The sequence below is a fragment of the Microcoleus sp. S13_C5 genome (assembly GCF_036700845.1).
Classification (GTDB): domain Bacteria; phylum Cyanobacteriota; class Cyanobacteriia; order Cyanobacteriales; family Microcoleaceae; genus Microcoleus.
Window position 1 is genome coordinate 1 of the sequence record NZ_JAUBPR010000020.1, and the last position, 19,464, is coordinate 19,464.

Annotated in this window: 19 protein-coding genes; 14 read left to right on the forward strand and 5 right to left on the reverse strand. The window is 44.7% G+C overall.

The window, feature by feature from the left end; all coding sequences use genetic code 11:
- Positions 1–280: 280 nt before the first annotated feature.
- From nth to QUA04_RS08125, 4 genes are all read right to left on the reverse strand, one after another.
- A complete protein-coding gene (nth, locus tag QUA04_RS08110) occupies positions 281–958 on the reverse strand; it encodes an endonuclease III (RefSeq protein ID WP_333255528.1) in 678 nt (225 codons plus the stop codon).
- 49 nt (positions 959–1,007) lie between these two features.
- Positions 1,008–1,745, reverse strand: a complete 738-nt coding sequence (locus tag QUA04_RS08115) for a Uma2 family endonuclease (protein WP_333255530.1) — start codon at positions 1,743–1,745, stop codon at positions 1,008–1,010.
- Between the two features lie 202 nt (positions 1,746–1,947).
- Positions 1,948–3,048, reverse strand: coding sequence for an RIP metalloprotease RseP (gene rseP / locus QUA04_RS08120; RefSeq protein WP_333255532.1), 1,101 nt, complete (start codon positions 3,046–3,048; stop codon positions 1,948–1,950).
- A gap of 35 nt (positions 3,049–3,083) precedes the next feature.
- On the reverse strand, positions 3,084–3,245 hold the full coding sequence (locus QUA04_RS08125) for a hypothetical protein (RefSeq protein WP_333096380.1): 162 nt from the start codon (positions 3,243–3,245) through the stop codon (positions 3,084–3,086).
- Positions 3,246–3,302: 57 nt separating this feature from the next.
- Between QUA04_RS08125 and QUA04_RS08130 the strand changes: the two genes are divergently transcribed.
- The 6 genes from QUA04_RS08130 to QUA04_RS08155 all read left to right on the forward strand — a co-directional run bounded on the left by QUA04_RS08130 (position 3,303) and on the right by QUA04_RS08155 (position 10,313).
- The gene (locus QUA04_RS08130) at positions 3,303–3,980 is read left to right on the forward strand and encodes an ATP-dependent Zn protease (RefSeq protein ID WP_333255534.1); all 678 of its coding nucleotides are present in this window, start codon (positions 3,303–3,305) and stop codon (positions 3,978–3,980) included.
- Positions 3,981–4,098: 118 nt separating this feature from the next.
- Complete coding sequence (locus tag QUA04_RS08135) at positions 4,099–4,653, forward strand: hypothetical protein (RefSeq protein ID WP_333255536.1); 555 nt, start codon at positions 4,099–4,101, stop codon at positions 4,651–4,653.
- Positions 4,654–4,712: 59 nt separating this feature from the next.
- On the forward strand, positions 4,713–5,270 hold the full coding sequence (locus QUA04_RS08140) for a Uma2 family endonuclease (RefSeq protein WP_333255538.1): 558 nt from the start codon (positions 4,713–4,715) through the stop codon (positions 5,268–5,270).
- A 212-nt stretch (positions 5,271–5,482) separates the two neighbouring features.
- Positions 5,483–6,913, forward strand: a complete 1,431-nt coding sequence (locus QUA04_RS08145) for an MFS transporter (protein WP_333255540.1) — start codon at positions 5,483–5,485, stop codon at positions 6,911–6,913.
- A 540-nt stretch (positions 6,914–7,453) separates the two neighbouring features.
- Positions 7,454–7,627: a hypothetical protein gene (locus tag QUA04_RS08150; protein WP_333255542.1), complete on the forward strand. Its 174-nt coding sequence runs from the start codon at positions 7,454–7,456 to the stop codon at positions 7,625–7,627.
- A gap of 328 nt (positions 7,628–7,955) precedes the next feature.
- Complete coding sequence (locus QUA04_RS08155; RefSeq protein WP_333255544.1) at positions 7,956–10,313, forward strand: polysaccharide biosynthesis tyrosine autokinase; 2,358 nt, start codon at positions 7,956–7,958, stop codon at positions 10,311–10,313.
- Between the two features lie 230 nt (positions 10,314–10,543).
- Here QUA04_RS08155 and QUA04_RS08160 read toward each other — a convergent pair whose 3' ends face one another.
- A complete protein-coding gene (locus QUA04_RS08160; protein ID WP_333255546.1) occupies positions 10,544–13,003 on the reverse strand; it encodes a CBS domain-containing protein in 2,460 nt (819 codons plus the stop codon).
- A gap of 269 nt (positions 13,004–13,272) precedes the next feature.
- Here QUA04_RS08160 and QUA04_RS08165 point away from each other — a divergent pair, with 269 nt between their 5' ends.
- From QUA04_RS08165 to arsS, 8 genes are all read left to right on the forward strand, one after another.
- Positions 13,273–13,947 (forward strand): HEAT repeat domain-containing protein, encoded by a 675-nt coding sequence (locus QUA04_RS08165; RefSeq protein WP_333062888.1) that lies wholly within the window; start codon positions 13,273–13,275, stop codon positions 13,945–13,947.
- A 177-nt stretch (positions 13,948–14,124) separates the two neighbouring features.
- Entirely contained in the window at positions 14,125–14,379 is a 255-nt protein-coding gene (locus tag QUA04_RS08170; RefSeq protein WP_333255548.1) for a hypothetical protein, read from the forward strand.
- Between the two features lie 234 nt (positions 14,380–14,613).
- Positions 14,614–15,729: an inorganic phosphate transporter gene (locus QUA04_RS08175; RefSeq protein WP_333255550.1), complete on the forward strand. Its 1,116-nt coding sequence runs from the start codon at positions 14,614–14,616 to the stop codon at positions 15,727–15,729.
- Between the two features lie 139 nt (positions 15,730–15,868).
- Positions 15,869–16,210: a metalloregulator ArsR/SmtB family transcription factor gene (locus QUA04_RS08180; RefSeq protein ID WP_333255552.1), complete on the forward strand. Its 342-nt coding sequence runs from the start codon at positions 15,869–15,871 to the stop codon at positions 16,208–16,210.
- A 104-nt stretch (positions 16,211–16,314) separates the two neighbouring features.
- A complete protein-coding gene (locus QUA04_RS08185; protein ID WP_333255554.1) occupies positions 16,315–17,019 on the forward strand; it encodes an MIP/aquaporin family protein in 705 nt (234 codons plus the stop codon).
- Between the two features lie 7 nt (positions 17,020–17,026).
- Positions 17,027–17,686 carry an arsenical resistance protein ArsH gene (arsH, locus tag QUA04_RS08190; RefSeq protein WP_333255556.1) on the forward strand — a complete coding sequence of 220 codons (660 nt, stop codon included), beginning with the start codon at positions 17,027–17,029 and terminating at the stop codon, positions 17,684–17,686.
- A 50-nt stretch (positions 17,687–17,736) separates the two neighbouring features.
- Positions 17,737–18,132, forward strand: a complete 396-nt coding sequence (gene arsC / locus QUA04_RS08195; protein ID WP_333255558.1) for an arsenate reductase, glutathione/glutaredoxin type — start codon at positions 17,737–17,739, stop codon at positions 18,130–18,132.
- Positions 18,133–18,429: 297 nt separating this feature from the next.
- The gene (gene arsS / locus QUA04_RS08200) at positions 18,430–19,416 is read left to right on the forward strand and encodes an arsenosugar biosynthesis radical SAM (seleno)protein ArsS (protein WP_333255560.1); all 987 of its coding nucleotides are present in this window, start codon (positions 18,430–18,432) and stop codon (positions 19,414–19,416) included.
- Positions 19,417–19,464 lie beyond the last annotated feature (48 nt).

A 19,464-nucleotide genomic window follows, 5' to 3' on the forward strand; every position in this document is an offset into this window, starting at 1 on the left:
TGGTTATTAAATGGGATCGAAAAATCAAAAATAAAGGCAATGCTATTTTATCCGGTTTAGCTGCGTAGCAGCTTATCTTGTCCTTCCCTATCTGCTTTTTCACGAATTAGTGCCTCTATTTCTGGACTGAGGGAAATCGCAATACTCATATACTTACTTCCTTAGCATTAAGCTGTTGACAATAATTATAGCAAACTCAAAAAACGATCTACCGGTCGAGTTCATTTATAAACTCTTCATTTCAGCAATTGTAATGTGCGTCAGATTCTACACCTTAATGCTAGTTGCTAGCCTCGGCACTGATGCACCCGTGCGTAATATTAGCAGAAGGACACAAATCTGCAAGTTCGCAAATATTGCAAACCGGATTTCTCGCATTACAAACTGCCCTGCCGTGATAAACCAACCGAATCGACCAATTTTCCCAATCCGGCTGCGGCAACAATATCATCAAATCCCGCTCGATCCTTGTAGGATCGGTATGTTCGGTCAATCCCAACCGCTGAGTCAAACGTTTGACGTGAGTGTCTACGGTCACGCCCATATTAATACCAAAAGCGTGGGCGAGAACGACATTAGCCGTTTTGCGGGCAACTCCGGGCAATTCTAGCAGCAGTTCCATCCGCTGCGGCACTTGATTGTTAAATTTATTGACGATCGCCTGACAAGCACCTTTAATATTTTTAGACTTATTGCGGTAGAAACCAGTCGATCGCACAAGACTTTCGAGTTCTTCTATATCAGCATTTGCCAAAGCCACCGCATCGGGAAAACGCTCAAACAAAGCCGGCGTTACCAAATTTACTCGATCGTCCGTACACTGAGCCGAGAGAATCGTCGCCACCAGCAACTGCACGGGAGTTTCGTAGTTGAGAGTGCAAGGAGCTTCTGGATAGAGGCGTTTGAGGCGAATCAGAATTTCGAGCGATCGTTGTTTTAAACTTAACTTTTTAGTCATTAGTCATTAGTCATTAGTCATTAGCCATTAGTCATTAGCCATTAGTGATTTAAAAAATATTGGGGTCGATTCCCATTTCGCGGAGTCGAGCTTCTAAAGCTTCCGAGCGCGCTCTTTCTTGTTCCAGCAAAGTTTCTGCTTGTTCGGCTCTTTGGCGTTCTTGTTCTGCCCTTTGCTGTTCTTGTTGGGCTCTTAATTCTGCTTGCTCTCGCAGTTGAGCGAGTTCCACAAAACTTACAAATGGCGCTCCGTTAGGTCCGAATATTTCTAGTGCGGTTTCTGATAGTTGAAAGCGCACTCCTAGTCGGGGACTTACCCAACAGTCCGCCGATTCTACAGCTTCTAATTCTTGGTCTCGACGCTGCCATATAGTTAAATCCACTTGTTCAGGGTTGTACAAGTAATATTCTTCCACGCCGTAGCGTTCGTAAAATTTGAATTTTTGAATCATCGGAGTTAGACGGTTGCCAGGGGACAAAATTTCAAACACGACTTGCGGCGGAATGTTATCTTCGTTCCACTGTTGGTAAGAACCTCGATATCTTTTCGGTCTGCCAAAGGCTACCATCACATCTGGTGCTTGAGCAAGTTTATTATTTCCTTCTACTGGATACCACAGTAAGTTACCCGCCACAAAAACATCAGCAACACTCGCAAATAAAAGTTCTAAATTTTCTTTAATCCAGACGATTAATCGAAACTGTTCGGTATTATCTGACATGGGTTCTCCGTTGTCATCTGGGTAGACTATTTTTGATTTCTCGGGAGATTGCATTTGTGTTATCATTGCTTTTTTTTCTAAATTTAATTACCGAATATTAGTCATTAGTCAAAAGTATTCTAATGACTAATAACTGTTAATTTTTAACTGTTGACTAATCTTCTTGGTTATTAGTGGCAACCAACAAATAATCAATAATCAATAATCAATAACCAATAACAACCAACTACTGACTACTGACTACTGACTACTGACTACTGACTACTGACTATTGTTGCCGAAGATTGCCCATGAAATCGAACCCAGCCAAATTAGCTGTATCCCGAATAATCAAGAAAATTCCCAAACCCAGCAACAACACCAAACCAGTCTGCATGACATTTTCCTGAATGCGGTTCGGCAGAGGCTTGCCCCGCAGTCCTTCTATTAACAGAAAAGCTAGCTGACCGCCGTCCAAAGCAGGTAAAGGCAAGATATTAATCACAGCCAAATTGACGCTAATTAACACCGCATACTGAAACAAACTCGCAGCATCCGATTTGGCAATCCCTGCACCAATCGCCACAATCGCCACAGGCCCGGACAACTTGTCGGCAGTCTGGCTGAAATTGCTAAGTAACTGCCCGAAACCTTGAACCGTCAGCACCACAATCCGCTCAAATTCTTTGGCGGCCTTGCTAAACGCCTCTACAAATCCGGCCCTCTGCCGCACCACAGTGCCGTTAGAAGTTAGCTGTACGCCAATGCGACCTTTGCCGTCGGGCGACTCTTCAGGAGTTACTGTCACCACAAATTTTTGTTCTTGGCGCTGAATTTCCAACGCTAGGGGTTGGTTGGGATGATTTTGGATTTCTGTGACCAATAATTTGATTGCTTCGCGGGAAGCGCCCAATTCCTTGCCGTCAACAGACAGAACAACGTCGCCCGATCGAATTCCCGCTTGTTTCGCGGCAGAACTGACTTCTGCGGCGACTTCCGGGACTTTAACTCCCGGTAGGTAGTTCATTTCTGCCGCGCCGACAGTACCCAGTTGCACCACCAACAGGAAGTAAGCAAAAATTAAGTTGGCAATTACCCCTGCGCTAATGACGATCGCCCGATCGATCACGGGGCGATTTTTGAGCAAATTCGGGTCATTTGGGGGAATTGTACTGTCGGGATCGTCGTCCGGGAAACCCACAAAACCTCCCAGGGGAAAGGCGCGGAGGGCGTATTCTGTTTCCGGGCCTTGGTACTTCCAGAGGATGGGCCCGAAACCGATGGAGAAGCGGTTGACGTGGATGTGCTGAAGTCTCGCCGCCAGGAAGTGGCCGAGTTCGTGAACGACAATCAAGATACCTAAAACTGCGATCGCTGCCAAAACTGACATGAAGGATTCCACTAACACTTTTACTGGACTTTGATTTATTTTAATATCTTTTTAATATCGGTGGCTTCGGAGGGGCAATTTTCAGTCAAACTGGAAGGTGGTGTTTTTGTCGGAAGTCCCGGCTGCTGCGATCGACCCGACGCTGCCAAACCGATCGCGCGATCGTACCTGAGTTTACCTCTAAAACCCATTCCCATTACCAATTCCCTATTACAAATTACCCATTACCAATTCCCAGTTACCCATTCGCCATTATGAAAGACACTTCTTTGAATATTATCGCTATTTCTATCTTTGCCATCACCGTTTCAATATTGTTGGGGCCTCTATTCAACTTGCCAGAAGCCGTACCTGCGATCGCCACTTTTTGCCTGTTGGGGCTAGCCACCCTAGACAGTTTCCAGTGGCAAGGTCAAGGCGGTACCATTTTATTAGATTGGCTGGGAGGAACTTCCAAACAAAAGCGCGATCGAATCCTTCACCACGAAGCCGGACACTTCCTAGTTGCCCACCTTTTAGGAATTCCAGTAACCAGCTACGCCCTCAACGCTTGGGAAGCATTTAAACAAGGTCAAACAGCCCAAGGCGGCGTCCGATTTGAAGACGAACAATTAGCATCTCAACTCCAAAGTGGCACTCTTTCTGCCCAACTTTTAGACCAATATTGTACCGTGTGGATGGCCGGAATAGTCGCCGAAAAATTTGTTTACGGCAGCGCACAAGGAGGAGCAGAAGACCGTACAAAAATTAGCGCAATTTTAACACAACTGCGCCGTCCCAGTTCCGAGATTCAACTTAAACAAAACTGGGGTTTGCTGCGAGCAAAAAACCTGCTCGAAAGCCACCAATCAGCTTACGAAGCCCTAGTAGCAGCAATGGAAGAAAGAGCAACTGTTGCCGAATGCTGCGACATAATCCAGCAAAATTTATAGGAAAAAGATTACGCACTCTTGCCTTATAAACCCGGTTGCTATGTAGATTTATTATTACTAAAACCCAGATTTTGCGTAGAAACGGGGTTTAAGAGCGTATTATAGGGATTAAAAATTCATGTCAGAACCAAAAAATTTTGCAACAACACTGCAAACAGCGAACCCAAATACAGAAAAATTGTTGTGGCTGTTCGGTTTCCGCATCGACCCCAGCACCGAAACACCAAATCTATATACTCTAATTGTCTATGGAGAACAAGAGCCGCCCTTAGTAGCCGGCGGTCAACTTGTATTTTTTACCCGTCCAGAACTAGCGATTAACGCTCTCCAATTGTGCAATATCGATGTCAGTGAACTGGGAAAGCCACCCACACAAATAGACGCTATTTGCGACATTGCAGAAACGCTGTACTTGCTCGATGCCGAAGATTTTGATGAGTCAGCTACTATCCTCAACTGTTTGAACACGCTTTTCGATTTAGTGAAAGCTACTTTAATACCGATGCCAACTGAATACAAGCGCATACTTTATGATTTTGCAGACCATTTGAATATTGAGGAAGAGTTTGCAAGTTTTTTAGACGCCGAAGATATTCAGCGATCGGAGATTGTCAATGCCATTTTGTGGTGTGTGGGAGCAATTACAACAAAATCTAGATTGTTGACCGAGTAATTTAAGAAAAACTAGAATGTGAATCGATAATAGATAATATCGCCCAAGGAAATTGTGCCATGACTGTAACAGATTTACGCTTGTGGACTGTAGAGGAATATCGCCGCATGACCGAAACAGGCATTCTCAATCCCGATGAACGAGTCGAATTAATTGACGGGCAAATTATTTCAATGAGTGCAAAAAATCCTCCCCACGCAGCAACTAATCTCTGTGCAGCCGACTATCTCAGAAATCTGCTGGCAGGACGTGCTTTAATTCGCATCCAAGACCCGATCGCTCTAAGTTATAATTCAGAACCAGAACCGGATATTGCTGTAGTGCAAATCGACCCTCGGCTGTACCAAGATTTTCATCCCGCACCCGCCAACATTTTCTTATTAGTAGAAATAGCTGATACCACCTTAGAAACAGACCGCAAGCGAAAAGCACCGGCTTACGCTAAGGCGGGAATTACTGATTATTGGATACTTGATGTTAACACGCGGCAAGTTTATGTTTTTCGCGAACCGGGCGAGGCAAATTACCGACAAGAAACAGTATTTAATGAAGATGATATTTTGTCAATGCTGGCATTTCCAGAAATAGAAGTTCAGATTTCGCAACTATTTCCTTAAGTACGGCAGGTTTTACCAAGAATAATTGCCTAAGACCAATCATCTCGTAAACCTGCCCCCACCAACCTATCAATTACCAATTACCCAATTATCAATTACCAAATCTTCAGGGTTGTCCCGATCGCTACAAAAAACTTAGTATTAGGGCGTAGCGTGAGTTATACTCCTACTGGAAAGACTGTGACTACAAAAACATCCCGAAATCAAAGTTTATGAGCAACACTTCCCCGCCTCAACCAGCAGCCAACAATCCCGCAACAAAAAAACTCAGTTTCTCAACAAAATTAGCTTACGGTGCCGGCGACCTCGGCCCGGCAATTACCGCTAATGTTTTGGCATTTTACCTGCTAGTTTTCTTTACCAATGTCGCTGGTTTACCTGCCGGCTTAGCCAGCAATATTTTGGTGATAAGCAAGGTTTGGGATGCGATAAACGACCCGATTGTGGGGGTTTTGAGCGATCGCACTTCTCACCCTTGGGGCCGCCGATATCCTTGGATAATATATGGTGGCATTCCCTTCGGCATATTCTTCTTATTGCAGTGGATTGTACCTAGCACGGATCACACAGTGTTATTTTGGTACTATGTTGGAATCAGCATTTTGTTCAACACCGCCTACACGGCTGTCAATCTTCCCTACACTGCCCTGACTCCAGAACTTACTCAAGACTACAACGAACGCACTAGCCTTAATAGTTTTCGGTTTGCTTTCTCAATTGGCGGCAGCATCTTTTCATTAATCTTAGCTCTAATTATCTTTGCTGTCTTTGAAAAGAACCCGAATCAACAATATTTAGTATTAGGTGCAGTCTGTGCAGTTATCTCTGTCTTGCCTTTGTACTGGTGCGTTTTGGGAACTCGCAAGCACGTCGCAGCCCAACTATTAGAAAACGCCGAACTAGATAATTCTACATCCTTGCCACTGAAAGAACAGTTGCAGATTGCATTTAGCAATCGCCCTTTTTTGTACGTAATTGGAATTTATCTTTTTTCTTGGCTGGGAGTGCAGTTGACTGCTACTATTATTCCCTACTTTGTTGTTAACTGGATGCAACAGCCACAGTACGTTTTTAGCTTGGTTGCGATCGCAGTTCAAGGCACTGCATTAATCATGCTATTTGTTTGGAGTAAAGTCAGCGAGAGATACGGCAAAAAAGCCGTATATTTTATGGGCATGAGTTTGTGGATTATTGCCCAAGCTGGACTGTTTTTCCTCCAACCAGGACAAGTATTGCAAATGTACGTATTAGCAGTCATGGCTGGTGTCGGAGTTTCCACGGCTTATCTAATACCTTGGTCGATGATACCGGATGTGATCGAACTCGATGAACTGCAAACAGGAGAAAGACGCGAAGGCGTTTTCTATTCGTTTATGGTACTGCTGCAAAAAATCGGATTAGCAGTGGGTTTGTGGTTGGTAGGCCAAGCGTTAGAAAGAGCTGGATTTCTATCTACAGTTCCGGGACAGCCGGCACCCGTACAGCCAGATTCTGCACTGTTTGCGATTCGAGTTGCGATCGGGCCGCTGCCCACAATTGCTTTAATTGCTGGCATGATTCTTACATATTTTTATCCTATAACCCGCGAAGTTCATGCAGAAATATTGTTGAAACTTCGAGAAAAAAAAGCACAAAATCAGTAACCCCTAATAACGAGTTGTTGGTAATTAGTAAAATCGAAAAATAACAACTCCCAAGAGAGAATCCGAGCGAGATCAATAGCAATCCTCCCATCCTGTGCGAACTCTTTTTTTTGTTGGACAATGTGTCATCTTCTTATTGCATCGGTTAGTTTCCATAAAAGCCAGTTGCGCGTTTATTGAAAGGATTGCTATAGCTTGCTCGGAGGGCCAATAAAAGCGATCGTTGTAGTAAGAGTCCTGGAACGCAGAAACCTAGTTTTTTTACGAAGATACATAAATCGCGCAGCGCCATCCGCCCCGGTAGAAAAACCCACAAGGCTTGAGTTGTTCGAGATGTCGATCGAGCTTGAGAACACAAATTATTAAATTTTATGTCTGTAGCGCACTATAGAGATGAGTTTGTGATATAATTGCCACGGTTAGTTAATTATATACACTTAATCAGTCATCCAGCTCCTCAAAAAGTTTATAATTATAAAGAAGAAACAGATTTTTCTCGGAAATTGATTTGATTAGTTGCCGTTCCAAAAAATCTGCTGAATGTGGCTAATTATCTCTACATGGGAAATGCAAAACTTTTTAGCCCGTCAGTTAGCGCGTAAGTTAACAAGTGCTTCTGCCGTGGACTCCGAACCGAAAAATGGCATAGAGGACAAACCAATACCAGCGCAAGCGGCGGCTGAGGTGTTACGGTCAATTGTAAAAGTTTGGTAAAGTTATTGAACCCCCTGTCGCGAAGCTGAGCAACACCTGAAAAAGTTGGCTTCGTCGCCCGGAAACCCTAAATACAAGCACAACGTAGCCGACCCAAATGCAGTCTGATATAAATCTCCAGCAGTCGTAAAAGAACTTTTGCCGCCGGCATAGCATAGGGATTTAGTTATTTTTGTATACTATGTGAAAGTAGTGAGAACTATTAGAAGGAAGTGGGCTCGACCAACCAATAATTTCGTGTGATATCCTTAAGCCAATGCTCAAAGTATCAACCCGAAGGCTCGCAGAAGAAAGCTGATTTTACCAACAAAATATCCAAGAGGTCAACATGGAAAGAGAACAGGACGCTCATATCGTACCCATTAGCAGCCAGAGCAGACAGGTGCAGCAATTTTCCGTTGACGAGGGAGAAGAGTTAAGCGCGCAGCCTCAGAAAGGATTGAATCTAAAGCCGTTGTTGAGGACTTTTCAGCGACAAGCCCTAATCATTATTGGGATTATAGGTATAGTAAGCGGTGGAGTTGCTTATCAGCTCAAGGGAGGCAAGAAAACATATCAAGGCGATTTTCGGATGCTAGTGGAACCCGTGACAACGGAGGCAAGAATTGCTGATCCCTCTGCCCTAGCCAATCGCAGCGAGGGGGGGGGAGTGCCTAATCGAGATTTTTTTAGTTTGGATTACGCCACTCAACTTCAAATTCTCCAGAGTCCTCAGATGCTGTCGGCTATTGTTAAACAAGTCCAAAAACGATATCCAGAAGTTACCGAGGAAATTCTTCAAAAAAAATTAGTCGTTTTGCGGGTGGGAGAAAATGAGATGACGATGACTAAAATTTTGGAAGTTCGCTTCATGGGGAGTGATCCTAAATTAGTTGAGTTCGTTTTACAAGAAACTAAAAAGAAATATTTAAAGTACAGTCTTGAGGAACGCAAGACTCGCATTGGTGAAGGTGTTATTTTTATTGAAGACCAGCTTCCGGGACTCAATGAGCGCGTAAACAAGCTGAAATCGCAGTTACAGGTGATACAGGAGCAGCAAAAGATTACCAATCCTCAAGAACAAGGCGTGCAATTAATGGGGCAAGTTCGTACCGTAGAAACTTTAGAGTTAGAAACTCAAAGGCTACTGCAAGAACAAAAAACGCTGTACGCTAACTTGCAAAAACAATTAGATTTTACACCAAATGAAGCTATTGCCGCTTCCGCTTTAAGCGAAGAACCTCAATATAAAGAGTTGCTGACCAAGGTTAAGGAAGTAGAAGGTCAGATTGCTGTAGAAACAGCTCGTTTTAAATCTGCTAACCCTATAGTGGAAGCTTTAGAGCGCAAGCGGGCAAATTTAGTAGCTTTGCTCAACCAGCAAACTGATAGAATTTTGGGGCAAAATTTAGTAGGCCCCCAAGCCAATTCTAAAGTTCAGAATTTTCAAAATTCTATTCGCATAGGCTTGATTAAACAATTGGTTGATACTGCTAACCAAGTTGAAGTCTTAGAAGCTCGCCTTCAGGCAATCAGCCAAACTAAAAAGAATTTAAACAGGCAAGCAACAGAATTCCCCACCATAGCCCGCCGCTACAACGAACTGCAACAGCAATTAGAAGTAGCCGCCCGCACCCGCGATCAACTTTTAAGCCAGCGGGAAACTCTGCGCGTCCAAGCAGCTCAAAGCCAAGTACCTTGGGAAATAATTTCTGAGCCCCGGATACCGCGAGATGCTAAGGGCAACCTGCTTCCAGTTGCATCGAAAGCTAAAAATACATTGATGATGGCAGTTGTTGGGGCGCTAGTTTTGGGTCTGGGATCTGCTATCCTAATTGAAAAGTTCCGCAATATTTTCTACTGTGCTGATGACGTTAAAGATGGGGTTGAAGCCCCTTTATTGGGAGCAATTCCTTTTGACAAAAATGCTAGAAAATTGCAGCCTTCTATTGCTAATGCCTATGCTTATCTTGAAGGAAAAGAGGGTAATAAGAAAAATGCTGCGGAATTTATAGAAGCTTTTGACTCTCTTTATACTAATATCCGCTTTCTTTCTTCACATCGAACGATTAGCTCTTTGGCAATTGGTTCGGCTACAGTTGGCGAAGGCAAATCTACCGTTGCTTTAAACTTAGCTCACGTGGCAGCTCTGGCGGGTCAGCGAGTGCTGTTAGTAGACGCGAATTTGCATTCGCCCAGCCTGCACTTGCTGTTGGAACTGCCTAATGTCAAGGGATTGAGCAACTTGCTCGACAATAAAAACGAACCCAATGAAATTATCCAACGATCGCATCTAGCAGATAATCTTTTTGTATTAACTGCCGGTCTCCCAGGTCCTGGTACTGCCAGACGGCTGGCATCATCTCAGATGCAGTATTTAATGGAAGAACTTCAGGCAAAATTTGACTTAGTTATCTACGATACGCCGCCGCTGGCGGACAGTAAAGATACGAACTTTTTAGCTGCGCGCACCGATGGCATACTGATGGTTGTAGCAATTCAGCAGGTTCCCTTTTCAGTGGTCCAAAAAGTTTTCAGTCAATTAGAAAATTTTGGCATACCATGCTTGGGCACAGTTGCGAATCATGCCCCTAAACGCAAGAAGTATCCAGCATCCAAATCCTCAGTTGTTGAAGATAAAAATGAATATTTGAATTTGGCACCAGCACCGTCTGATATCCGCAAACTAGCTCCTAAAAAAGAGTGACACCCAAAAAAGCTGACACCCAAAAAAAGGACACAAGCCCCCGACAGGAATCATGAAACTCCCAAAATTTTAGACTCTTGTTCAATCTCCCAGATGCGTCTGTGGAGTAAATCGAAAATCTAAAATCGTTCGACTGAGCGCGACTCGACGCTCGCGCTCGGCGAACCTCTTAGGTCGAAGTCTAAAATCTAAAATCTAAAATCTAAAATCTAAAATTGACTGATGGCGGACTAATTTCCATCCGGGTTGGTAGGAAATGTGACGGTAAAATTAGTCCAGCCATTCCGGCTTTCAACCTCAATTTTTCCCTGCAACTGTTCGACAAGTTTTTGAACCAAAGCTAAACCCAAACCTGTGCCTCCTTGTTTCCAAGGATCGGCGTTGGGAACTCGATAAAATTTCTCAAAAATTCGAGGCAATTCCTCTATAGAAATAGACGATTGATTGCTGAGTGTAAATTGGATTTCTGAAGCCACAGCACTTGCTTGTCGCGAATTTGTCCTTTGTCCTCCCTGTTCCCCGTCTCGGTTTTTGCACTCAACTTTCAGAAAAATTTCGCCGTCATTGGCAGTATATTTGCAGGCATTGTTGAGGAGCTCGGCTAAAATTCGTCCCAAACTAGCGCGGTTGGAACTGATCGTGGGGAGGTGGCGATCGCACTCTACTCGCAAATCTTGGTGGCGGTCGTGGGCTCGGGTGTAAAACGGGTCGATAATAGTAGGCAGCCAGACTTCTAAGTTTACTGGTTCGAGGTCGATCGGACAAGTTGCGGCTTCGAGTCGCTGCAAATCTAGCAAAGCATTAATCAAATCTGTTTCTCTAGTACATTCTGTTTCTAAAATTTCTAGATAAATCTGGCGTCGATCTAGTGTGGGAGAAATTCTCAACATATGAATAGCCATTTTTATATTAGCTAAAGGCGTCCGCAGTTCGTGAGAAACGGTGCTGAGAAATTCATCTTTGAGGACGTTTAAATGCTGGAGTTCGTGAACTTTTTGCTGCAATTCGGCGGTGCGTTCTTGGACTTGGCGTTCGAGGTCGGTGTTGAGATTTTGGACTTGCTGATAGAGTTGGGCTTGCTGAATGGCGATCGCGATTTGAGTTGCCAGTTGCAGCAGCAAATCCACTTCCGAAGGTTGCCACTGACGGGATTGGGAACACTGATGAACACACATCATCCCCCACAAATTGCCGTCTTGCAAAATTGGTACAATCAAATAAGCTTTGATTTGCGCTTGCTGGAAGCGGGCATATTTTTCGGCGCTCAAACAGGCTTGGTCGATATCCGGAACCGCATAAATTTCCTGTTCGATCACGGAAGCAGATTCTTGCCAAATATTATCCGGCATGATTTCTCCCAAGATTGAAGGCCAATTTTCGGCAACGGATTCTGCCACTACAATACCGTAATTGCTCGACTCTAAATGCAGGATTGCTACTCGGTCAGCTTGCAAAACTTGGCGGACTTCATCGACGCTGGCGTTGAGAATTTCTTCGAGGTTTAAGGATTGGTGAATCCGCAAGGAAATGTGAGTTAACAGCCGATCGCGCTGCAATTGTTCGTGGAGTTTTGCAGTCCGTTCCCGCACCTGCTGTTCCAGTTTGGCGTTGCGGCTTTGCAACAGTTCCACTTTTTCGGCTTGCAGTTGATAAACCGACTGCTGCAACTGTTTGACAACTCGGTACATTTCGGTGGGGTCGAGGACTCTGAGCAAGCTGGTCTGAGTAATAATTCCCAACAGTTCTCCGCGCCCCCCGCACACGACCAACCGCTGCACTTGTTGCTGCTGCATTTCTTTGTGGGCCGTCCAGAGGGAATCGGAAGGCTGAAGAAATTGCAGGGGAGTTCTCATGACTTTTTGAGCTGGGGTTTGCTCGAAATTTAGTTCGAGAAACTGCGCCTGCACGATGTCGTATTCGGTAATAATTCCCAGGGGTTGGTGAAAGGAATAGTGAAAAATGGAGGTATAGTCATCTTTGGGCTTCTCCATTGTTAATTCTTTGTTTTTTGTGATGACTACGCAACTGACTTGATGCTCAGACATCAGTTCGGTTATACTCTGCAGCGAGGCGGTGTGGGGTGCTGTAATTGGCGTAGTCATCAATTCTGCTACCCGCCGCAATTTGAGAATGTTTGAAGGCTGCAATACTTGGCGAATTCTTTCCCGCGTCAGCACTCCTACCAAGTGGCGAAATTGATTGACGATCGGCAAATAGCGAATCTTGTGCTGGCGAAATAAGGATAAAGCGGTAAACACGTCTTGGTCATCGGATTCTGTGAGGGAGACCGACACCGGGGACATCACTTCGGAAATTGGTATTTTGTGCAGGGGTACTTTGTGCTGGTTGTCTATTGTGCCAGAAGCTATCAGCCTCACTAGGTCGGCGGGAGTTAATATGCCGATTAACAGTCCGCGGCTGGGGTTGTCGGATAAGTTGCCTGTGGTAATAGTCTGCTGGTTCTGCACGACGAACACGCAGCGGGCCCGCACCTTTTCCGGCGCGGATGTTTCGGTTATCGCCCCCCGGTCTGAGGGTACAGGTGTTTTGACTAGGGGACAACTGTTTTGCAACTGACTCATCAGGGCGATCGCCACTGCTAAGGAAGTTTCTGGCCCGGCAGTGAGGGGGTAGCGATCGATCGCTTGTTCTAAGGCTGAGGAGTAAAAAGGCGGGTTGTAAAACGGCATAGTGGATGGCAGGTTGTCAGAGGGCGGCTAACTATCGGGCAAAGCCTTAGGGAACGGCAGAAACACCTCGCCTGTGCTTGGGATTTAAATAATAAACTTTCTCATTGATTATTTCCACGCAATCTGAACTTTAGATTAATCGTCTCACTAATCCGCAATCTTACTCATCTCAAATACGCAGGGCGGTTTTTACTGCCTGCTTTTCCCCTGAGACTCCCCTATAATCAAAATAACCCGAATGTAAAGTTTTACTACAAGATTTACCCATAATGACAACTTTAAGCTTAGAGCAAATTGCAGCCAAGTTAGAAAGTCAAAATTCAGCCGATCGAATGGTGGCTTTGGCCAACTTGCGGAATGTGCCTGCTGCAGAGGCGGTGCCTTTGATTAAAAAGGTGTTAAACGACGAAAGTTTGCAGGTGCGATCGATGGCTGTGTTTGCTCTCGGGGTCAAACCGACAGCAGAGTGCTATCCCATTCTAGTCAAATTGCTAGAAACTGACCCGGATTACGGCATTCGCGCTGACGCTGCGGGTGCTTTGGGCTATCTCGAAGATATCAGAGCTTTTGATGCTTTGGTGCGGGCTTTTTACGAAGATACTCAATGGCTGGTGCGCTTCAGTGCTGCTGTTTCTCTGGGAAATCTCAAAGATCCCCGGGCTCGCGATGTGCTGCTGAAAGCTCTCGACAGCGAGCAAGTGGTGATCCAGCAGGCGGCAATTTCGGCTTTGGGGGAAATTAAAGATATTGGGGCGATCGATCGCATCCTCAATTTTGCTCAGTCGGAAGATTGGCTGATTCGCCAGAGGCTGGCTGAAGCTTTGGGCAATTTGCCGAGTGTTAAGAGCGTTTCGGCTTTGAAATACTTAGAAAAAGATAGTAATTCTCAAGTATCTAAGGCGGCAACAATTTCTCTTGATCGTTTGTCAAAAGCAGAAGCGTGACATAAAACTTTTAGTATGTTGAAAAACCCGGTTTATTCAATAAACCGGGTTAATCCGTATTTTAGCAATCTTAATAAAATTTATAGAGTATTCAGTAAAACCAGAATGTATTATTTAAGCTGCGAGGCTAAATCGCAAGTTAAAATAGTTGTCGATCTCCTTTAACCCACACTAACTATGAATCAAGCGCCCAATCCCTTTAACTCAAATCCCTCCAATCCGCTAGACCCCTTGGATCAAGAAGTTGACGAGCAAGGTGAAGCATTGCCGAGACAGTACCACCCCGCCACTAAAAAAACTCTGCAAAAAGTCTTTCTCATTCTGGTAGTTGTTGGGGTAATCATTGGGGGAATTCTATCTATAGGGGTGATTTCGCTGATGCAGAAGGCGGGACTGACAGATGTGCCGGCAAGGGTACAGAATCCTAAGTGAATGGGTGCGTTGAGCGTACCGGAAGCGATCGCCGAGCCTTAATTTATAATATCGTTCAATATCGTGTCCATGTTGCTGGCGCGAAATTAAGATGCGATCGCTGGCCTTCCAAAGAAATCTTAATATTTTCATTATTTTATTTGATGCAACTGTGTCTATACAATCAAATTCGGTGCTGTCGCGGTCGGGGCCAAAAACAGTTTTAAATAAACCACACTTGTTCTGAGTAAGAGAATGTTACTTATTGCACTATTTCTCGCCACGTTTTTTTTAGCATACTGCAATGGTGCTAATGATAATTTCAAAGGCGTGGCGACACTGTTTGGCAGTCAGACGACGAACTATAAAACAGCAATTGGTTGGGCAACAATCACAACTTTTGCAGGTTCAGTATTTTCTATTTTTTTAGCAGAAACGCTAGTAAAAAGCTTTTCTGGAAAAGGGCTAGTTCCAGACGAGATCGCCAATGCCCCAGATTTTCATTTGGCAGTCGCGATCGCTGCGGGTTTAACCGTTATTCTTGCTACCTTAACTGGATTCCCTATTTCCACAACTCACGGTCTTACAGGTGCGCTTGTCGGTGCAGGTTTAGTAGCAATTGCTACTGAAGTTAATTTTACAGCATTGCAGAAAACTTTTCTAATGCCTTTGTTGCTGAGTCCCATGATTGCGATTCCATTAGCAGCTTTAATTTATGGGCTGTCTCGCTACCTGCGAGTTTATTTGGGAATCCAGAAAGAATGGTGTATTTGCGCTGGTCAAATTCAACAGATTATTCCCATTCCCCAGCCGGATGCAACTAACATACTGAGGTGCATCACGACCGCTGATGTCGCGGTCGATTCTCTCGATAAATGCACGCAAAGGTACCAGGGAAATTTTTTACAAATTCCCAGCCAAAAGTTAGTGGATGTTTGCCATTTTATGAGTGCGGGAATCGTCAGTTTTGCCAGAGGATTGAACGATACTCCGAAAATTGTTTCGCTCATGTTAGTCGGTCAATCCATATCAGTTCAGTGGGGAAGTTTAGCAGTAGCTTTGGGAATGGCGCTCGGCGGTTTATTGAATGCTAAAAAAGTTGCCGAAACAATGAGCAAAAAGCTTACAGTAATGAATACGGGTCAAGGACTTGTGGCAAACTTAGTGACGGGATTTTTAGTTATTGCTGCCAGTCGCTATGGACTTCCAGTTTCTACTACCCATGTTTCGGTAGGTTCAATCTTTGGTGTAGGATTGATTTCAAAAAAAGCTAATGTGCGCGTTTTCTATCAGATTCTACTATCATGGATTTTGACCTTGCCAATTGCTGCTGCAATCAGCGGCTGCGCTTACTGGGCGTTGCATCGGTAAGAGAATTAATCGTTAGTCCTAGAAGAGAAAGAGTTCGCTGTTGATTTGGGATTGTCATCAAAGGATAACCCGATCGAATCTAACGGTAAAAACAAGAAATCGCGCCGGGAGTTTTTGAATAAAATTTTAAGGGTAATTTATGGTTAAAAATTCTCCGATCGCGCCTCCTGTTGCAGATAAATCGATCGCTGCTGGCTTTCACGCTCTTTCCGATCCTTTGCGGCTTCAGATTTTGGAGTTGCTGCGGGAACAGGAGTTGTGCGTGTGCGATTTGTGCGATCGGCTCAACGTCCCCCAGTCTAAACTCTCTTTTCACCTCAAAGCCTTGAAGGATGCAGCTTTAGTCCGCAGTCGCCAAGAAGGTCGCTGGATTTACTACAGCCTCAATTTAGCTCAGTTTGTCGCCCTCGAACAGTACCTCGCCGAATACCGCCGCTTCAGCCAGATCCTGCCGGCGCGCCCTTGTTCTGACGCAGATTAACCCATCAACATTTCTTAATCACTCAAATACTGATATGGCTTGTTTGAGGATTGACATATCAATTTTTATTGATATGATGGGATGGAACAAATTAGTTTAGAGCGATGGATGCGACAGGTCATAGGTTAGCTTGTGCTCAGCCCGATTGCAGGCGAGAAGCGATCGCCGAATTTCTAGGTACATTTATTTTGGTTTTTGCAGGCACCGGTGCGGTGATGGTTAACAAAACTAGCACTGGTTCCGTAACTCATTTAGGCATCAGTTTTGTATTTGGTGCAGTAGTAACTGCGATGATTTACGCCCTAGGACACATCAGCGGCGCACACTTTAATCCAGCCGTAACTTTAGGGTTTTGGGCGAGCGGTTTTTTCCCAAAATACAAAGTTTTGCCTTACGTTTTAGCGCAGTGTGGGGGTGCGATTGCAGCTTCTCAAGTGCTGCTAATTACCCTAGGAAAAGTAGCAAATCTAGGTGCAACTATCCCTCTCAACGGTAACTGGTTGCAGTCTCTAATTTTAGAAGCTGTTTTGACTTTTATCTTAATGTTTGTTATCCTCGGTTCGGGATTAGATAGACGCGCTCACATCGGCTTTGCTGGGATAGCAATTGGGTTAACTGTAGGGTTAGAAGCTGCATTTATGGGGCCGATTACCGGAGCCAGCATGAACCCGGCACGATCGCTCGGCCCGGCTTTAGTTGGCGGCATTTGGGAACACCACTGGGTTTACTGGGTTGCTCCTATTTGGGGGGCACAAATAGCAGTCGCAGTTTATCGGGAAATATCTAACGGATTTCGGGATTTTAAGTGAAAGCATTATGGCAAATTTTACGCACAAACCGAGAATTTTGTTTTTATACGGCTCTTTAAGAGAGCGTTCTTACAGCCGCTTGTTGGCGGAAGAATCTGCTAGAGTTATCGAGGATTTCGGTGCAGAAGTTCAATTTTTTAATCCTCTTGAATTGCCGATTTACGGCAGCGTTCCCGATACTCATCCGAAGGTTCAAGAATTACGGGAATTGAGCCTATGGTCGGAGGGCCAAGTGTGGTCGAGTCCAGAAATGCACGGCAATATTACCGGCATTATGAAAAATCAAATTGACTGGATTCCTTTAAGCATTGGGGCTGTCAGACCGACTCAAGGCCGAACTTTGGCGGTGATGCAAGTTAGTGGCGGTTCGCAATCTTTTAATGCGGTCAATACTTTGAGAATTTTGGGCCGCTGGATGCGGATGTTTACGATTCCGAATCAGTCTTCGGTGGCGAAGGCTTATCAGGAATTTAATGAAGATGGGACGATGAAGGATTCGCCTTATCGCGATCGCGCGATCGACGTGATGGAGGAACTGTACAAGTTTACCTTGCTGTTGCGGGAGCAAGCCGACTATTTGACCGATCGCTACAGCGAACGCAAGGAACAAGCCGCTAAAGAGGCGATCGCCCTAGCAAATCGGGCTCTTGAATTACCGGGCGCTTAGAAACCGCCGAAACCCCCACAACAACCAATAACCAACAATTAACAAACACCATGAAAAAAGTAATGTTTGTTTGCAAAAGAAACTCCTGCCGATCGCAAATGGCAGAAGGATTCGCTAAAACCATCGGAGCCGGCAAGATTGGAGTCACCAGTTCCGGGTTAGAATCAAGCAGAGTTCATCCGACAGCAATTCAAGTCATGTCAGAAATCGGCATTGACATCACCGATCAAACATCCAACCCATTAAACGAATTCAATGCAGAAGACTACGATGCAGTAATTTCTCTGTGTGGCTGCGGCGTCAATTTACCCGAAGCGTGGGTATTGCGAGAAGTGTTTGAAGATTGGCAACTCGACGATCCCGACGGACAACCCATCGAAACTTTTCACCGCGTTCGAGATGAAATTAAAGCACGAGTTGAGAAATTAGTGCACTCTCTAAAGTAATATGAGTGTCAAAATTAGAATTCTTGCCTTGTCGGTTTTAACTCAGCTCTTGCAGTATTGTCAATAAGTCTTTTATGAACAGGCTTTCCGGCCTGTTCCACAACAAAATTCCTCTCCTGTGGAACAGGCCGGAAAGCCTGTTTTCAATAAGGGTGCAAGATGTGAGTTTCAATTAACTTTGTAGCGACGCGTTAAAATTTGGATCGGTCGCATCCAAAAAATTAGTGCTAAATTATGAGAGGCGTTCCCCCGGAACGCCTCTACATTCGTTGCGAGCAGAGACCAAAAGGTTAGCACATGATTCAGACAGCAGTCACGCCTTTCAAAAACAAAATTAACTCAGCTTTAACTAAAAAGCAGATTACAGTTTTACAAATAAATCTCGGCAAACGCTGCAACCTCGCTTGCACTCACTGCCACGTAGAAGCGAGCCCGAAACGAACAGAAGAACTTTCCCCGGAAATTTGCGACCAATTAATTGAAATCATTCGCCGCTTTCCTCAAATTCAAACTGTTGACCTCACCGGCGGTGCTCCCGAAATGCTTGACGGTTTTAAACCGCTAGCGGAAGCTGCCAGGGCGGCAGGTAAAGAGGTAATTGTTCGTTCTAATTTGACGATTTACTTTGAAAAAGGTTTTGAAGATATTCCCGAATATTGCGCGCAGCACCAACTCAGAATTGTGGCGTCGCTTCCCTGCTACCAAGCTGACAATGTGGACAAAATGCGCGGCAACGGTGTTTTTGACAGTTCGATTCGGGCGCTGCAAAAGCTAAATCAGTTGGGATACGGGAAAAACCCAAATTTAACTCTGGATTTGGTGTACAATCCACAAGTGCCGACAACAGACAAGTTTTCGCTAACACCGGAACAAGGCAAGTTAGAGCAAGATTACAAGGTTTATTTAGCAGAACATTTTGGGATTTGTTTTAATCAATTGTTCGCGATTACTAATTTGCCGGTGGGACGGACTAAGTTTCATTTGGAACATAAGAAACTTCACAAGCCTTATCTGGGGTTTTTGGAGGATAATTTTAATCCCGGTACTCTGGAACATTTAATGTGCCGTAACGAATTGTCGATCGACTATTTGGGCAATGTCTACGACTGCGATTTTAACCAGATGGAAAATCTGCCGGCGAAAACTGGCAGCGGCGAAAAGATAACTGCTGCTAAATTGATCGAATCTGGCAGTTTAGATTTGATTCAAGAGGTGCAAACTGCTGCTTATTGTTATGGATGTACGGCAGGTTGCGGTTCTAGCTGCGGCGGTACCTTGATTTAATTGAAGGGAAAAGTTGCGCTTTATTACAGAGTTTTGCAGTGCTAAAGC

Excerpts from the sequence above, each read along its gene's own strand:
- nth (WP_333255528.1), bottom strand. The coding sequence starts at position 958 with ATGACTAAAAAGTTAAGTTTAAAACAACGATCGCTCGAAATTCTGATT.
- QUA04_RS08115 (WP_333255530.1), bottom strand. The coding sequence starts at position 1,745 with ATGATAACACAAATGCAATCTCCCGAGAAATCAAAAATAGTCTACCCA.
- rseP (WP_333255532.1), bottom strand. The coding sequence starts at position 3,048 with ATGTCAGTTTTGGCAGCGATCGCAGTTTTAGGTATCTTGATTGTCGTT.
- QUA04_RS08125 (WP_333096380.1), bottom strand. The coding sequence starts at position 3,245 with ATGGGAATGGGTTTTAGAGGTAAACTCAGGTACGATCGCGCGATCGGT.
- QUA04_RS08130 (WP_333255534.1), top strand. The coding sequence starts at position 3,303 with ATGAAAGACACTTCTTTGAATATTATCGCTATTTCTATCTTTGCCATC.
- QUA04_RS08135 (WP_333255536.1), top strand. The coding sequence starts at position 4,099 with ATGTCAGAACCAAAAAATTTTGCAACAACACTGCAAACAGCGAACCCA.
- QUA04_RS08140 (WP_333255538.1), top strand. The coding sequence starts at position 4,713 with ATGACTGTAACAGATTTACGCTTGTGGACTGTAGAGGAATATCGCCGC.
- QUA04_RS08145 (WP_333255540.1), top strand. The coding sequence starts at position 5,483 with ATGAGCAACACTTCCCCGCCTCAACCAGCAGCCAACAATCCCGCAACA.
- QUA04_RS08150 (WP_333255542.1), top strand. The coding sequence starts at position 7,454 with ATGTGGCTAATTATCTCTACATGGGAAATGCAAAACTTTTTAGCCCGT.
- QUA04_RS08155 (WP_333255544.1), top strand. The coding sequence starts at position 7,956 with ATGGAAAGAGAACAGGACGCTCATATCGTACCCATTAGCAGCCAGAGC.
- QUA04_RS08160 (WP_333255546.1), bottom strand. The coding sequence starts at position 13,003 with ATGCCGTTTTACAACCCGCCTTTTTACTCCTCAGCCTTAGAACAAGCG.
- QUA04_RS08165 (WP_333062888.1), top strand. The coding sequence starts at position 13,273 with ATGACAACTTTAAGCTTAGAGCAAATTGCAGCCAAGTTAGAAAGTCAA.
- QUA04_RS08170 (WP_333255548.1), top strand. The coding sequence starts at position 14,125 with ATGAATCAAGCGCCCAATCCCTTTAACTCAAATCCCTCCAATCCGCTA.
- QUA04_RS08175 (WP_333255550.1), top strand. The coding sequence starts at position 14,614 with ATGTTACTTATTGCACTATTTCTCGCCACGTTTTTTTTAGCATACTGC.
- QUA04_RS08180 (WP_333255552.1), top strand. The coding sequence starts at position 15,869 with ATGGTTAAAAATTCTCCGATCGCGCCTCCTGTTGCAGATAAATCGATC.
- QUA04_RS08185 (WP_333255554.1), top strand. The coding sequence starts at position 16,315 with ATGGATGCGACAGGTCATAGGTTAGCTTGTGCTCAGCCCGATTGCAGG.
- arsH (WP_333255556.1), top strand. The coding sequence starts at position 17,027 with ATGGCAAATTTTACGCACAAACCGAGAATTTTGTTTTTATACGGCTCT.
- arsC (WP_333255558.1), top strand. The coding sequence starts at position 17,737 with ATGAAAAAAGTAATGTTTGTTTGCAAAAGAAACTCCTGCCGATCGCAA.
- arsS (WP_333255560.1), top strand. The coding sequence starts at position 18,430 with ATGATTCAGACAGCAGTCACGCCTTTCAAAAACAAAATTAACTCAGCT.